The following is a 13,814-nucleotide window of genomic DNA, read 5'->3' on the forward strand; positions in this document are numbered from 1 at the left end:
TTGGGGGGCCCTGCCCCTCCAAACCACCCCGCCACCGGGGTCCCATTGACGTTGCTTTGCAACGCCAATGGGTGCCCCTGGTGCCTGGAGCACTTGGAACGCAATCTTCCGGTACCGGGCGCAGCGCCGGTGCTGCGCCCTCTAAACGCCCTTTGTGCGCAAAGGCGGGTTCCGGCACCATTCAGGCCATGGCGCACGGCGCCAGGTATCGGCTTCCAAAGGCCCTGTGGCCTTTGGTGGGGTGAGTCCGAGAGGGGCAAAGCCCCTCTCGGTCCCACGGTGCAGAACGAACCCTCCGCGCGGCGTCAGCCCAGGTCCAGCTTCCGCGGATCCAGCACCACCTGTGGCAGGTCATAGGCCATCAGGTCAGCGTGCAGCCGTGGCAGATCCGCCTCAAACAGTCCGCGCGTGACCCCGGCGGCGAGCCGCGGCGCGGCGATGGCCATGGCGTTGATCGACGCCCCCGACGGCCCGAAGGACATCGACGTCCCGATACCGAACAGGTGGATGTCGCGGATCCAGGGTGTCTCGCCCGGCCGCTTCTCCACGAAGGATGAGTCCGGGGCAAGGTAGGGAAAGGCGAGCAGCCGGTCATCCGCCTCCTCGGGCGGCGGCGTGTAGCGGTCGGCCCAGAGCGCGATGTTGTCCGCGCAGGCCTCCAGCATCGGCACGGCGAAGGGGTCCATCCGCACGCCGGTGCCGCAGATGGCGAAATCGGCAGTGACATCGCCACGCGCCGTCTCCAGCACGAGGCGGCCCTGTGCTTCCCGCGCGCCGGTCCAAGGCTGGCCGACATGCATGGTGAAGTTCGGGAAAGCATTGGCGCGGTCGTAAGTGTCCTGCGCGAAGCCCTCCCGCATGCCGAGGATTTTCGCCATGAAGCGCCAGCGCCAGGCGTCCGGCATGTCGGCCATGTGGCGCAGGAAGCCGGCGAAACTCAGCCAGCGATAGGGCTGCACCACCATGGGTTCGGCGCGGCGGCAGAAGAGGTGCACCTCTGCCGCGCCGGCCTCGAGCGCCATGGCGGCATTGTCGAAGGCGGAGGCGCCGGCGCCCAGAACGGCGACCACCTTGCCGCGCAGCCCAGCGAAGTCGATTTCCTCCCAGGCATGGGCGCGGAGCGGCTTCGGCAGGGCCTCGACGAAATCCGGCATCCAGCGGCGGCCGACGCCTTCCTGGCCTGTCGCCAGCACGACCTTGCGGGCGAGCATCGCGCCGTCGCTGGTGTCGACCGACAGGCAGGGCAGGCCGTCATCGGTCCGAGCCGGCGTGATGCGCCCGGCGGTGACGCCGTTGCGCACCGGGATGCCGGTCACGCGGCGAAACCAGACCAGGTAGTCGTTCCACAATTCCTTCGGGATCAGGCGCATGGCGGCGAAATGGGCGGGACCCCACTGCGCCTCGTGCCAGGCTTGGTAGGTTAGGGAGGGGATGCGCAGATCCGGCCCCGTCTGATCCTTCAGGGACCGCAGCGCGCGCATGCGGGCATAGGTGACCCAGGGGCCCTCGCGGCCGGCCGCAGCGCTGTCCACCACCAGGATGTTGTCCACCTTGTCGCGCCGCAGCGCGAAGGCGACGGCGAGGCCCCCCTGCCCGCCCCCCACGACCAGGCAGTCGAGCACCGGCCGGTCGCCAGCCGTCTTCGGTTCCAGCCAGGCGGGACGAGGATGGGCGATGAGGTCGAGGTCGCGGGCGACATCCGCCTCAAGTTCGAGCAGCGTGCGCGGTGCGGGCATGGCCTTCCAGATGCGGCGCGACCCCGCCGCACAAAATCAAGGCAACCGATCAGGAATTCGGCGGATCAATGAGGCTGACATGGGCAGCGACCACCCGCCAGCCCTCGGGCAGGCGCACCCAGGATTGCTGCTGGCGCCCGATCTTCGCACTGCCAGCCCGCTGGAAGGTGATCGAGGTGGTCGCGAAATCCTGCCCATAGGTCGTGACGGAGCTGCGCAGCACCGTCCGAGCCAGGCCGACCGGCGAGCGCGCGGCACGGAACGCCGCGATCTCCTCCGCGCCGAACAGGTTCTCCCCAGTGCCGAAGCGAACCGTGGTCGGGCTTTCCCAGAAGAGTTCGTCCAGAACGCGGACGTCGTTGGTGACGAGGGCGGTCTCGTAACGGGCGAAGGCGGCTTCGACCTCCGCCTTCACCTCCGGGATGTCGATGTCCATGGCCGTCAGGCTCCGAAGGGGGCGACGGGCGCGCGGGCCACGCCGTCGCGTTCAAGGGCGCGGGCGACACGCAGGGCGAGGTCCTCCCGCCAGGCCGGCGCGATGACCTGAACGGCGAGCGGCAGAGACCGCCCCGCCGGCCAGAGCGGCACAGCGACCACCGGCAGGCCGATGAAGGAAATCGGCTGGGTATAGACGCCGATATTCGGCCGCAACGGCAGCTCGACGCCGTCCAGCATCACGGTCTGCGTGCCGAGCTTCGGCGCCGACATCGGCGTCGCCGGGGCGATCAGCACGTCATGGCGCGCGACCAGAGACGCGGCGGCGTCCGCGAACCAGCGGCGAAAGCGTTGCGCCGTCTGCACCCAGGACGCCGGCAGCAGCGCGCCGGCGATCAGGCGGTCGCGCACGGCGGGGTCGAAATCAGCGGGGTGCGTGCGCAGGCGCGGGCCGTGGAATTCGGCGGCCTCGGCCATGGTAATGAGGAAGGCAGCGCCGCGGGCGCGTTCGGCTTCGGGCAGTTCCGCTTCCTCCGTCACGCGAAGCGCGGCGCAAGCAAGGTCCAGCGCGGCATCGCTTTCCGCCAGACGATTGCGCGCGAACCAGCCGCCGAGGCGGGCGATGCGGATGCCCTCCACACCGCTATCAAAGCCGGAGCCGATGGGTTCCGGCGCGCGCACCGTGCAGCCGGGATCGCGCGCATCGGCCCCCTGCATGACGTCATAGGACGCCGCGAGATCGCGCACCGATCGCGCCAGCGGCCCGACATGGTCGAGCGCCGTGACGAAAGGAAAGCTGCCCCCGCGCGACAGTCGCCCATAGGTCGGCTTCAGCCCGAAGGTTCCACAGAAGGAGGACGGCACGCGGATCGACCCGTTGGTGTCCGACCCCAGCGCAATCGTGGCGAGACCGCCCGCCACCGCCCCGCCCGAACCACCCGACGACCCGCCGGTCATGCGGGTCACGTCATGCGGATTGCGCGACGGCCCGTCATGCGCGTTCTCGCCGGTGAAGTCATAGGCGTATTCGCCCATGTTCAGCCCGCCGAGCAGCAGCGCGCCGGCGCCCTCCATCCGTGTCACGAGCGTCGCGTCGGCAGTGGCTGGCGGCAGGTCGCGATTGATGCGCGACCCGGCGCGCGTCGGCAGGCCGGCAATGTCGAACAGGTTCTTCACCGCGAAGGGCGCGGCGGCGAGCGGCGGCAGCGACTCACCCTTCGCCTTCGCCGCGTCCAGCGCCGCGGCACGCGCCCGGGCACGATCGGCCGTCACGTCGGTGAAGGCGTTCAGCACCGGATTGCGCGCGACGATGCGGGCGATCGCGGCCTCGGCGATTTCCGCGGCACTCGCTTCCCCCGCCCGGAAGGCCGCGGCAATCCCGACCGCATCGCGGTCCAGCAAGGCGTCGAGGCTCATCGGCCAGGCTCGAAGATCGGCGCCGGCTCCGTAGAATCCGGCAGCGGGAAGAGCTGCAGGGAAGTCGCGATCGGGCCCGCCACGCGCAGATTGGCAATCACGGCCGCGCGCCAGGCGGGGTCCATCGGAATGCCGGTGGCGGGAAGCAGCGCATCCAGCAGCGCCTCGGAATCGGGGGGTATCGGGTCAGGCATGGGGCAAGGCTCCGGTGTCGCGGCGTTGCATGCAATCCCCACGCCGCGTGATCACCGGGTCCGGGGTCAGCCGCCCGCCATCCGCGCCCAGAGCTGCCGCGACAGCGTGCCCAGCCGATCCTCGATCGCGATCATCGCATCCACCACCAGATCCTCGCGCCAGCGCTGGCCGAGGATCTGCACCCCGATCGGCTTCGGCCCTTCCGGGAACTCACCCAACCCCGCCGGCACATTCCCCGCCGGCAGGCCGAGATAATTGCCGAGCGTCGACCAATGCCCCTGCCCGATGCTCTCGCGCAGGCCCTCGGCCCCCTCCGCGTCGCGGCCTGGCGCGTAGAAGGGCACCGGCAGGAAGGGCGAGAGGAAGAGCGGATACTCCGCCATCAGCTCCGACCATTGCCGCGCATAGAAGGTGCGGCGGGCGAGCATCTGCAGCATCGGCTTCATCTCGACCGTCGGGGTGCGACGGTAGTTCTGCTCGAAGACGCTGACGATGGCGGGGGATCCGTATTTCTCGATGTCCTCGGCCATCAGGTGATAGCTCTCGGTCATCAGCGCCTGGCGGCCTTCGAAGGCGATCTCGCGCAGGGAGGGCGCCGCCATCTCCTCGACCACATAGCCCGCATCGGTCAGCGCGGCGCGGGCGGCGAGCAGTGCCTTCTCGACCAGCGGATGCAGCGGCAGGTCCGGCGCCTCCAGGCTGAAACCGACCTTGATCGGGCCGTCCAGCGCCGGGCCACGCCAGGGCAGCGGCACATGGAAGGGATCGCGCGGATCGGCGGCGATCATCGGCGGCATGGACAGGTGCAGGTCCCGCGCGGACCGCGCCAGCAGCCCCTGCGCCGACATCTGCTGGGCGAGGATGCCGCGCTCGGCCGTCTGCGACGGATTGTAGACCGGCACGCGCTGCACGCCCGGCTTCACGGTGACGATGCCATTGCCGGCGGCCGGAAAGCGCAGCGACCCGCCGATGTCATTGCCATGCCCCAGCGCGCCGATGCCCGCCGCCACCGCAGCCCCTGCCCCGCCCGAGGACCCGCCCGGGCTGACATGCTTCCCCCAGGGGTTCCAGGTCCGCCCGAACAGTGGATTGTCGGTGTCGCAGCGGCGGGAGAATTCCGGGACATTGGTCCGCCCGATCACCACCGCCCCGGCATCCAGCAGGTTCTTCACCAGCGGCGCATCGCCCGGCGCGATCAGGTCCTTGAAGGCGACGACGCCGTTCGAGCTTGCCTCCCCCTTCTGGTCGATATTGATCTTGATGGTGATGGGCACGCCATGCAGCGGGCCTTTCGGCCCCTTCCACGCATCCAGCGTCTTCGCCCGTTCCAGCGCCGAGGCCGAGAGGTCCGTCACCACGGCGTTCAGCCCCGGATTGACCGCCTGCATCCGGTCCACCGAGGACTGCACCGCATCCACCGCACTCACCTCGCCCTTTCGGATCAGGGCGCTAAGCTCGGTGGCGGACTTTTGCCAAAGCGGACCCGTGGACATGACGGCGCGACCCCTTCCGTGGAACAGGCGCGAATGATGCCCGGATGCACGCGGAGAACAACTCGCCGCGCCGCTCGATCCGCTTGCCTTACGACCCTCGGTGCGCATACGCCATGATTTGGCCCATGGCGTCGTGTTCCCTGGGCTGCCCGGCGAAGCATAGCGCCGGACTGCCAGGAACGCCCGATGCCCGATCCCGACGCCCCCGCGCTGTCCGTCGTCGTCCCCGCCTACAATGAGCAGGAGGTCCTGCCGGAATTCCACCGACGCCTGGCCGCCGCGCTTGCGGGCATCGGCATGACCTGGGAGGTCGTCTATGTGAATGACGGGTCCCGCGACACGACGCTCGAGGTCATGCTCGGCATCCAGGCCGCGGATCCACGGGCAGCAATCGTCAACCTGTCCCGCAACTTCGGCAAGGAGATCGCGCTGACCGCGGGGCTGGATCACGCCCGCGGCGCCGAGGCGATCGTCGTCATCGACGCCGACCTGCAGGACCCGCCGGAACTGATCCCCACCCTCATCGCGACCTGGCGGGAGGGCTTCGACGTCGTCTACGCGCGGCGCAACACGCGGGAGGGCGAGACCTGGATGAAGAAGGCGACCGCGCACGCCTTCTACCGTGTCATGCAGCGCCTGGGCGGCAAGGTGCAGTTGCCGCCCGACACCGGCGATTTCCGCCTGATGTCCCGTCGCGCCATCGACGCGCTGCTGACGCTGCGCGAACAGCACCGCTTCATGAAGGGGCTCTTCGCCTGGATCGGCTTCCCGTCCAAGGCCGTGCGCTACGACCGCGCACCGCGCGCCGCCGGGGAGACGAAGTGGAACTACTGGAAGCTGTGGAACTTCTCGCTGGAGGGCATCACCTCCTTCACCGTCGCGCCGCTCAAGGCGGCCACCTATGTCGGGCTGATCACGGCGATCGGTGCGGTGCTCTACCTGGCGCAGCTAGTCATCCGCACGATCTTCTTCGGCAATCCCGTCGCGGGCTATCCCAGCCTGCTGGCCGTGGTGCTGTTCCTGGGCGGGGTGCAGATGATGATGCTGGGGATCATCGGGGAGTATCTCGGGCGCATCTTCAACGAGACGAAGCGGCGGCCGCTGTACTTCGCGGAGCGGGTGCTGCCGAGCCGGATGGGGTGACACGCTGGCCAGGCCGCACCTTCGCCGCAGGCTGCGCCGATGATGCCGGGGAGGCGCTCTGCACTCTCCCTGAGCCAACCATCGTCAAAAATGTTCCATATGTCGCAGTTGGAGGGGCGCCGCCGCTCCAAGCCTCCCCGCCAGGATGCTGGGCATCCTGGACCGCAATCGTCCCGGTGCCGGGCGCGACAGATGGAATGCCCGGCCAAGTCGGCATCCTGCGCAAAGGCGGGTTTCAACTCGCGGTCTGCTGGCGTGATAGCTAGGTCTGCAAACGCCCATCGGCCGACGCGGACTCCCACTCGCGTTGCGAAGCAACGTGAATGGGAGCCCTGGCCGACAGCAAGGCCAGGAGGAAGTAAAGGCCTCTCCGCTCCCGACCCTTACGACGCCGGCGCTGGGGCGACGTAGATCTGGCCCCCATTCGCACGGAACGCCTCTGCCTGTTCCGCCATCCCCTTTTCCGCCGCGTCCCGGATCTCCTGCGATATCTTCATCGAGCAGAATTTCGGCCCACACATCGAGCAGAAATGCGCAAGCTTCGCGCCCTCGGCCGGCAGCGTCTCGTCGTGGAAGCGTTCCGCCGTCTCGGGGTCGAGCGCCAGGTTGAACTGGTCCCGCCAGCGGAATTCGAAGCGTGCGCGCGACAGCGCATCGTCACGTTCGCGCGCGGCTGGGTGGCCCTTCGCGAGATCCGCCGCATGCGCCGCGATCTTGTAGGTGATGACGCCCGTCTTCACGTCGTCACGGTCGGGCAGGCCAAGGTGTTCCTTCGGTGTGACGTAGCAGAGCATGGCGCAGCCGAACCAGCCGATCATGGCAGCGCCGATGCCTGACGTGATGTGGTCGTAGCCCGGCGCGATGTCGGTGGTGAGCGGGCCGAGCGTGTAGAAGGGCGCCTCCCCGCAGACTTCCAGCTGCTTCGTCATGTTCACCTGGATCTTGTGCATCGGCACATGACCCGGGCCTTCAATCATGACCTGCACGTCCTGGTCCCAGGCGATCTTGGTCAGCTCGCCGAGGGTTTCCAGCTCCGCGAATTGTGCGGCGTCGTTGGCATCGGCGATGGAGCCGGGCCGAAGGCCATCGCCGAGGGAGAAGGACACGTCATAGGCGCGCATGATCTCGCAGATCTCGGCGAAGTGGGTGTGGAGGAAGTTCTCCCGATGATGCGCCAGACACCACTTCGCCATGATCGATCCGCCGCGTGACACGATGCCCGTCACGCGCTTCGCGGTCAGCGGGATGTAAGCCAGCCGCACGCCGGCATGGATGGTAAAGTAGTCGACGCCCTGCTCGGCCTGTTCGATCAGCGTGTCGCGGAAGATCTCCCAGGTCAGGTCCTCGGCGCGGCCGGCGACCTTCTCCAGCGCCTGGTAGATCGGCACGGTGCCGATCGGCACCGGGGAGTTGCGGATGATCCATTCCCGCGTGGTGTGGATGTTCCGACCGGTGGACAGGTCCATCACCGTGTCGGCACCCCAGCGGATCGCCCAGACCAGCTTGTCGACTTCCTCGCCCACCGAGGACCAGACGGCCGAATTGCCGATATTCGCGTTGATCTTCACCAGGAAGTTCCGGCCGATCGCCATCGGTTCGGATTCCGGGTGGTTGATGTTGGCAGGGATGATGGCGCGGCCGCGCGCGACCTCGTCGCGCACGAATTCCGGCGTGACATGGTCGGGGATGGCGGCGCCGAAGGATTCCCCGTCGCGCGCGGCGGCCTCGATCATCTTCGCGCGGCCGAGATTCTCGCGGATCGCGACGTATTCCATCTCGGCCGTGATGATGCCGCGCCGCGCATAGGCAAGCTGCGTCACCGCTCCACCGGCGCGCGCGCGCAGCAGCGACCGCGCGCCGCGATCGAAGACCGGCACGGTGATCGCCTCGCCCGGACGCAACCCGTTGTCCTCGGGACGGATGGCGCGGCCCGCATGGGTCGTGACATCGCCGCGCGCCTCGATCCAGGCGCGGCGCAGTTCCGGCAGGCCGCGCCGGATATCGGCCGCATGCGCCGGATCGGTATAGGGGCCGGAGGTGTCGTAGACGCGCACCGGCGGCTCGTTCGCAGTCGGATGTAAGTCGATTTCCCGCATCGCAACACGGAGCGCCGGATGCAGTTGGCCGGCGACATGCACCTTGCGCGAGGCCGGCAGCGGTCCTGTGGTGACCTCGGGGATCTGGGGGGGAAATGTATCTGGCATCTTGGATCTCCTATCGTTGATTCGATGGAGACCCGGGCTAACGAAGCGCGGGACGGAATCGGGGCACCCGGTTCCGCATGTTCCTTGTCCCTACGCCGGCATGACCCGGATCAGGTTCAAAGGGTCACCGCGCTACCAGCGGTATCTCAGCCCCTGCGTGGGGCCCCCCTTGGAACGCACTGACATTGCTCCGTCATGTGCCGCCGGGTCAATCCTCGGCTGCCCCCCCTTTTCCCGAACGCTCGGTCGGGCGAACATGCGTCGGATCGAACAAGGAGGAAGCGGCGCCATGACGCTCGAACCCGGCCGCCCCAGGCCGGAACCCACGCCCGAGACCAAGCATTTCTGGGACGGCACCCGGAACGGCAAGCTGCTGCTGCAGCGCTGCAAGGACACGGGCAAGGCGTATTTCCCGCCCCGTCCCTTCAGCCCCTACACGGGCTCGCGCAATGTCGAGGTCTTCGAGGCCTCGGGCAAGGCAACGTTGCATTCCTACGTCATCCATCACCGGCCCGTGCCAGGCTTCAAGCCGCCCTACGCCATCGCGGTGGTCGAACTGGAGGAAGGGCCGCGCATGATGACGAACATCGTCGACTGCGCGCAGACGCCCGAAGCGCTGGTGCTCGACATGCCGCTCGAGGTCGCCTTCACCAAGATGGATGAGGAGATCACCCTCGCCCTGTTCCGTCCGGCGAAGGGAGCGTAACGCCATGACGATCAAGCCAGGCGAGATCGCCATCGTCGGTGCCGCGGAATCCACGCGCATCGGTGCCGTGCCCGAGATGGCGCAGATTATGCTGCACGCCGATGCCGCGCTGAACGCGATGGCGGATGCGGGCCTCAAGCCGTCCGACATCGACGGCGTGGCCTGTGTCGGTCCGATGATGCCGCAGCAGATCGCGCACTACCTCGGCATCACGCCGAAATGGGTGGATGGCACGGGTGTCGGCGGCTGTTCCTTCATGCTGCATGTCCGCCACGCGGCGGCGGCCATCCATGCGGGCTATGCCAAGACCATCCTCATCACCCATGGGGAAAGCGGCAAGTCGCGCGTCAACGCGACGCCCCGCCCGCCGGAGCCGCAGAGCCTGAACGGCCAATTCGAGGCCCCCTTCGGCCCGATGGGCCCGCCCACGCTCTTCCCCATCCCCGTGCTGCGCTACATGAAGACCTATGGCGCGACGCATGAGCACTTCGCCAAGGTCGCGGTGGTGCAGCGCGAATGGGCGGCGAAGAACCCGCGCGCGGCCTTCCGCGATCCCATCACCATCGACGACGTGCTGAACAGCCGCATGATCGCCTATCCGTTCCGGCTGCTGCAGTGCTGCCTGGTCACGGATGGCGGCGGCGCGCTGATCCTCACCTCGGCCGATCGGGCGAAGGATTTCCCGCAGAAGCCCGTCTACATCCTGGGCAGTGGTGAATCCGTCGAGACGACGATGGTCAGCCAGATGGAGGACTTCACCTCCTCCCGCGCCTTCCGCGTCGCCGGGCCGGAAGCCTTCCGCATGGCCGGGCTGAAGCATGAGGACGTGGATCACCTGATGATCTACGATGCCTTCGCGCATCTGCCGCTCTACGGGCTGGAGGATCTCGGCTTCGTCAAGCGCGGCGAAGCGAAGGACTTCATCTGGGAAGGCAATACGCGCATCGGCGGCAAGCTGCCGATGAACACCAATGGCGGCGGCCTGTCCTACACTCACACCGGCATGTACGGCATGTTCGCCCTGCAGGAGAGCGTGCGCCAGGTGCGCGGCATCGCGCCGGCCCAGGTGCCGGACGTCACCATCAGCGTCTGCCACGGCGTGGGCGGGATGTTCTCCGCCTCCGGCACCGTCGTGCTGTCCAACGAGCGGCCATAAGGCCGCGCCCCCGGTCCCGCGGCATCACCGCGGGACCGGCAACAACCCTGCGCTCGGGAGATACGGACCATGACCATCACGACGAAGCGTCGTGCCCTTTTCGCTGCCGGCGGCGCGCTGCTCGCCGCTCCGGCCGTGGCCCAGTCGGGCTTTCCCAACCGGCCCATTCGCCTGATCGTGCCCTGGCCGCCGGGCGGGTCCACGGATGGGCAGCTCCGCTCGCTGGCCGATCTCGCCACGCGGCATCTCGGCCAACCGGTGATCATCGAGAACCGCAGCGGCGTGTCCGGTACCCTCGCCGCGCAGATGATGGCGGCCGAACAGCGCGGCGACGGATACCTGGTCGGGCAGATGCCCATCACGGCCTTCCGCATGCCGATGATGACGTCCCGCCCCGGCTGGGACCCGATGAAGGACTTCACCTACATCATCCACCTGACCGGATACCTCTTCGGCGTGGTGGTGAAGGCCGACAGCCCCTGGCAGACCTGGCAGGAGTTCATGGCCTACGCCAAGGCGAACCCGGGCAAGGTCGCCTATGGCTCTCCAGGCGTGGGATCCACGCTGCACATCACCATGGAACGCATCGCGGCCGAGAACGGTATCGACTGGCTGCACGTGCCCTTCCGCGGCGGCGCGGACAACATCCAGGCGGTGCTGTCCGGCCAGACCCAGGCGAATGCGGATTCGACGGGCTGGGCACCGCTGGTCGAAGCCGGGCAACTCCGCCTGCTCGTCACCTGGGGCGAGAACCGCGCCGCGCGCTTCCCCGATGTGCCGACACTGCGGGAGGTCGGGATCAACATCGTGTCGGCGTCGCCTTATGGCCTCGCCGGGCCGAAGGGCATGGACCCCGGCGTGGTGCGCGTGCTGCACGACGCGTTCAAAGCCGCGCTGATGGACCCCGCGCATGCCGAGGTGCTGGCACGCTACGACATGCCGCGCATCTACAAGAACAGCGCGGACTACACGAACTTCGTCGGGCAGGTGATGGAGGAAGAGGGGACGATGATCCGCAGGCTGAACCTGCGCATCAACTGACGGAAATGGAGGGGGCTTTGCCCCCTCAAGACCTCCCCCACCAAAGGCCGCAGGGCCTTTGGAGACCGTCACTTGGCACCTTGCGCCGCGGTCAGGATGGAACGCCGAAACACACCCTTGCCCACAGAAGGCGCTGGGAGGGGGTAGCGTGCACGCCGTGCCCCAACACCAGGTGCCGGCGATCCAGGCCACACGGTGGTCCGGAGGGGCAGCGCCCCTCCGGCTCCGTCCCAGCAGGACCATCGGGGATGATCCGGAAGGCCTTTCGGCCATTGGTGGGGAATCGGAGAGGGGCGACGCCCCTCTCGGTCACTCACCCGCCGGCAGATCCACCTTCCCCGTGTGAAGCTGCAACCGGGAGAATTCTGGCGCCTCCTGCCCCGCATCCTTGAAGGCCTGCTTCAGCGCCGCGATGTTCGGCGCCAGGATCGACTCCCGGTTCGCGCTGACCCAGTCCCGCGACTGCTGCGGCATGGCGAGCGAGCCCTGGAAGCGCGGCATGACCCACCGCGCGAAGAGCTCGAAGGACCGCCAGGTCGCCTCGCGATCCGCCCATTCATGGGCGCGGAACAGGATGCCGCCGGTGCCGCCATCGGTGAAGGACAATAGGCGCTCGATGCCGGCCGCGATGGTCTCGGGCGATCCCACCAGGGTCGAACCTTGCGCCAGCCCGTCGCGCAGCGGGTCTTCCGAGCGCATCGGCGGACGGCCCAGGGTTTCGGAGAAATAGGTCAGCGTCTCCATCGCCTCGCCATGGCGGACCTCGCGCAGGGCGCGCTCGTCATCCTCGGCGCAGTGCATGTTCACGACCAGCCGCCAGTTCTTGCGGTCCATGGTCTTGCCATGCTTGGCAGCTTCGGCCTCTGCCATCCGCCACTGTTCGGCGAGCATCTTCGGCCCGCCATGCAGCCCCGCACCCAGAGACAGAAGCCCAACCCCATGCTTGCCGGCGGCCAGCGCGCCGGAGGGCGTGGTGGAGGAGGCGACAGTGACCGGAAAGCGCGGCTCAGACCAGGGCGCCATATGGAGCCGCGCCTCGCGCAACGTGAACCAGTCGGTCTCCATCGTGACCGGTTCCTCGCAGGCGAGGAGCTTCATGATGGCGGTCAGGGACTCATCCATCCGCCGGCGCTGATGCCCGGGATCGATACCCATCATGTAGGCGTCGGAGACCAGCGCCCCCGGCCCGCAGCCCAGGATCACCCGCCCCTTCGTCATGTGGTCGAGCTGCACGAAGCGCTGCGCGACCAGCAGCGGATGATGGTACGGCAGGCTGGTGACGCCCGAGGCCAGCGTGATGTGCCGCGTCTTCTCGGCGAGCGACGCGATCATGATCTCGGGGCTCGCGATCAGTTCCCAGCCGGCGGAATGGTGCTCGCCGATCCAGGCCTCGTCATAGCCAAGGGAGTCGAGCCACTGGATCAGCGCCCCGTCGCGATCCATCGCGAGCGTCGGGTTGTCCCCGACCCGGTGGAAGGGGGCGAGGAAGATGCCGAAGCGGAGACGGCGCGGGGCCATGCGGAGGGTCCTTCTGATTGCGGCGCGCGGCGCCAGTCACATGGAGGGTGGATCGCCGGCGAGAAATTCCTCACCGCCATAATCGGCTTCGATCGGCAGGCGCAGCCAGCGGCCTTCAGGCGTGTCGCGCTGGATGGGCTGCACCGTCACCACAGGCTTGGCGCGCGCGGCGGCGAAGGCCTCTGCGACCGAGTTGCTGCGCGCCAGCTTGGTCAGGTTCATCCGCGTCGGGAAGACAAGTTTGCGCGTGCCGGCTTCGCCCTCGGCCAGCGCGTCGAGGGGGCGGATCCAGACGCTGTCCACCGCCTCGCCGCCATCATGCACGGCATCCTGGTCGGCCGGCGCGGCCGCGAGGAAGAAATGCGTGTCGAAGCGCTTCGGCACCGGGATGGGCGTGATCCAATGCGCGAAATGCGCGAGGGCATCCACCGCCGGCACCAGGCCGCGGGCGCGCAGCATGGCGGCAAACTCACCCTCGGCGGGGGGCACGTCGCCAGGTCCGGCGAGCAGCACGCCGCATTCCTCCCAGGTCTCGCGGATGGCGGCGACGCGGAAGGCCGCGGTCGCATCGCCGCCGGCCAGCACGGCATCGGCGGGTTCCACGCGGCCGCCGGGAAAGACCAGCGCGCCGGAGGCAAAATCGATCTGATGGTGGCGGACCACCATGAACACTTCGAGGCCCTGCGGCCCATCGCGCAGCAGCAGGACGGTCGAGGCAGGACGGGCGGGCACAGGGGCTGACATGGGTGCCATTGCAGCGCGGCTCGCCGC

At 68.3% G+C, this 13,814-nt stretch carries 12 protein-coding genes and 1 riboswitch; of the genes, 4 read left to right on the plus strand and 8 right to left on the minus strand.

Annotation, left to right across the window (positions count from 1 at the left end; translation table 11 throughout):
* Window positions 1-305: 305 nt before the first annotated feature.
* From KPL78_RS13185 to KPL78_RS13205, 5 genes are all read right to left on the minus strand, one after another.
* Complete coding sequence (locus KPL78_RS13185) at window positions 306-1,736, minus strand: NAD(P)-binding domain-containing protein (protein ID WP_219763423.1); 1,431 nt, start codon at window positions 1,734-1,736, stop codon at window positions 306-308.
* A 49-nt stretch (window positions 1,737-1,785) separates the two neighbouring features.
* A complete protein-coding gene (gene hpxZ, locus KPL78_RS13190; RefSeq protein ID WP_219763424.1) occupies window positions 1,786-2,172 on the minus strand; it encodes an oxalurate catabolism protein HpxZ in 387 nt (128 codons plus the stop codon).
* A gap of 5 nt (window positions 2,173-2,177) precedes the next feature.
* Window positions 2,178-3,587, minus strand: coding sequence for an AtzE family amidohydrolase (locus tag KPL78_RS13195; RefSeq protein WP_219763425.1), 1,410 nt, complete (start codon window positions 3,585-3,587; stop codon window positions 2,178-2,180).
* Window positions 3,584-3,781: a DUF4089 domain-containing protein gene (locus tag KPL78_RS13200; RefSeq protein ID WP_219763426.1), complete on the minus strand. Its 198-nt coding sequence runs from the start codon at window positions 3,779-3,781 to the stop codon at window positions 3,584-3,586. Before KPL78_RS13200 ends, KPL78_RS13195 begins: the two co-directional genes overlap by 4 nt.
* A 66-nt stretch (window positions 3,782-3,847) precedes the next feature.
* Complete coding sequence (locus tag KPL78_RS13205) at window positions 3,848-5,383, minus strand: amidase (protein WP_369412746.1); 1,536 nt, start codon at window positions 5,381-5,383, stop codon at window positions 3,848-3,850.
* Between the two features lie 78 nt (window positions 5,384-5,461).
* On the opposite strand from KPL78_RS13205, the gene KPL78_RS13210 reads away from it, so the two are divergent.
* Window positions 5,462-6,418, plus strand: coding sequence for a glycosyltransferase family 2 protein (locus tag KPL78_RS13210; RefSeq protein WP_219763428.1), 957 nt, complete (start codon window positions 5,462-5,464; stop codon window positions 6,416-6,418).
* A gap of 383 nt (window positions 6,419-6,801) precedes the next feature.
* Here KPL78_RS13210 and thiC read toward each other — a convergent pair whose 3' ends face one another.
* Window positions 6,802-8,622, minus strand: a complete 1,821-nt coding sequence (gene thiC / locus KPL78_RS13215) for a phosphomethylpyrimidine synthase ThiC (protein WP_219763429.1) — start codon at window positions 8,620-8,622, stop codon at window positions 6,802-6,804.
* A 69-nt stretch (window positions 8,623-8,691) separates the two neighbouring features.
* Window positions 8,692-8,802: riboswitch (TPP riboswitch) on the minus strand.
* A gap of 109 nt (window positions 8,803-8,911) precedes the next feature.
* On the opposite strand from thiC, the gene KPL78_RS13220 reads away from it, so the two are divergent.
* From KPL78_RS13220 to KPL78_RS13230, 3 genes are all read left to right on the plus strand, one after another.
* A complete protein-coding gene (locus KPL78_RS13220) occupies window positions 8,912-9,328 on the plus strand; it encodes a Zn-ribbon domain-containing OB-fold protein (RefSeq protein WP_219763430.1) in 417 nt (138 codons plus the stop codon).
* Window positions 9,329-9,332: 4 nt separating this feature from the next.
* On the plus strand, window positions 9,333-10,484 hold the full coding sequence (locus KPL78_RS13225; RefSeq protein ID WP_219763431.1) for a thiolase C-terminal domain-containing protein: 1,152 nt from the start codon (window positions 9,333-9,335) through the stop codon (window positions 10,482-10,484).
* A 69-nt stretch (window positions 10,485-10,553) separates the two neighbouring features.
* Complete coding sequence (locus KPL78_RS13230) at window positions 10,554-11,525, plus strand: tripartite tricarboxylate transporter substrate binding protein (RefSeq protein ID WP_219763432.1); 972 nt, start codon at window positions 10,554-10,556, stop codon at window positions 11,523-11,525.
* Window positions 11,526-11,834: 309 nt separating this feature from the next.
* Here the strand turns inward: KPL78_RS13230 and KPL78_RS13235 are convergent, their stop codons facing one another.
* Both KPL78_RS13235 and KPL78_RS13240 read right to left on the minus strand, forming a co-directional pair.
* Window positions 11,835-13,043 carry an LLM class flavin-dependent oxidoreductase gene (locus KPL78_RS13235; protein ID WP_219763433.1) on the minus strand — a complete coding sequence of 403 codons (1,209 nt, stop codon included), beginning with the start codon at window positions 13,041-13,043 and terminating at the stop codon, window positions 11,835-11,837.
* Between the two features lie 36 nt (window positions 13,044-13,079).
* Window positions 13,080-13,787 carry an NUDIX hydrolase gene (locus KPL78_RS13240; protein ID WP_219763434.1) on the minus strand — a complete coding sequence of 236 codons (708 nt, stop codon included), beginning with the start codon at window positions 13,785-13,787 and terminating at the stop codon, window positions 13,080-13,082.
* Window positions 13,788-13,814 lie beyond the last annotated feature (27 nt).

The sequence above is a fragment of the Roseomonas alba genome, from assembly GCF_019430885.1.
Lineage (GTDB): Bacteria > Pseudomonadota > Alphaproteobacteria > Acetobacterales > Acetobacteraceae > Neoroseomonas > Neoroseomonas alba.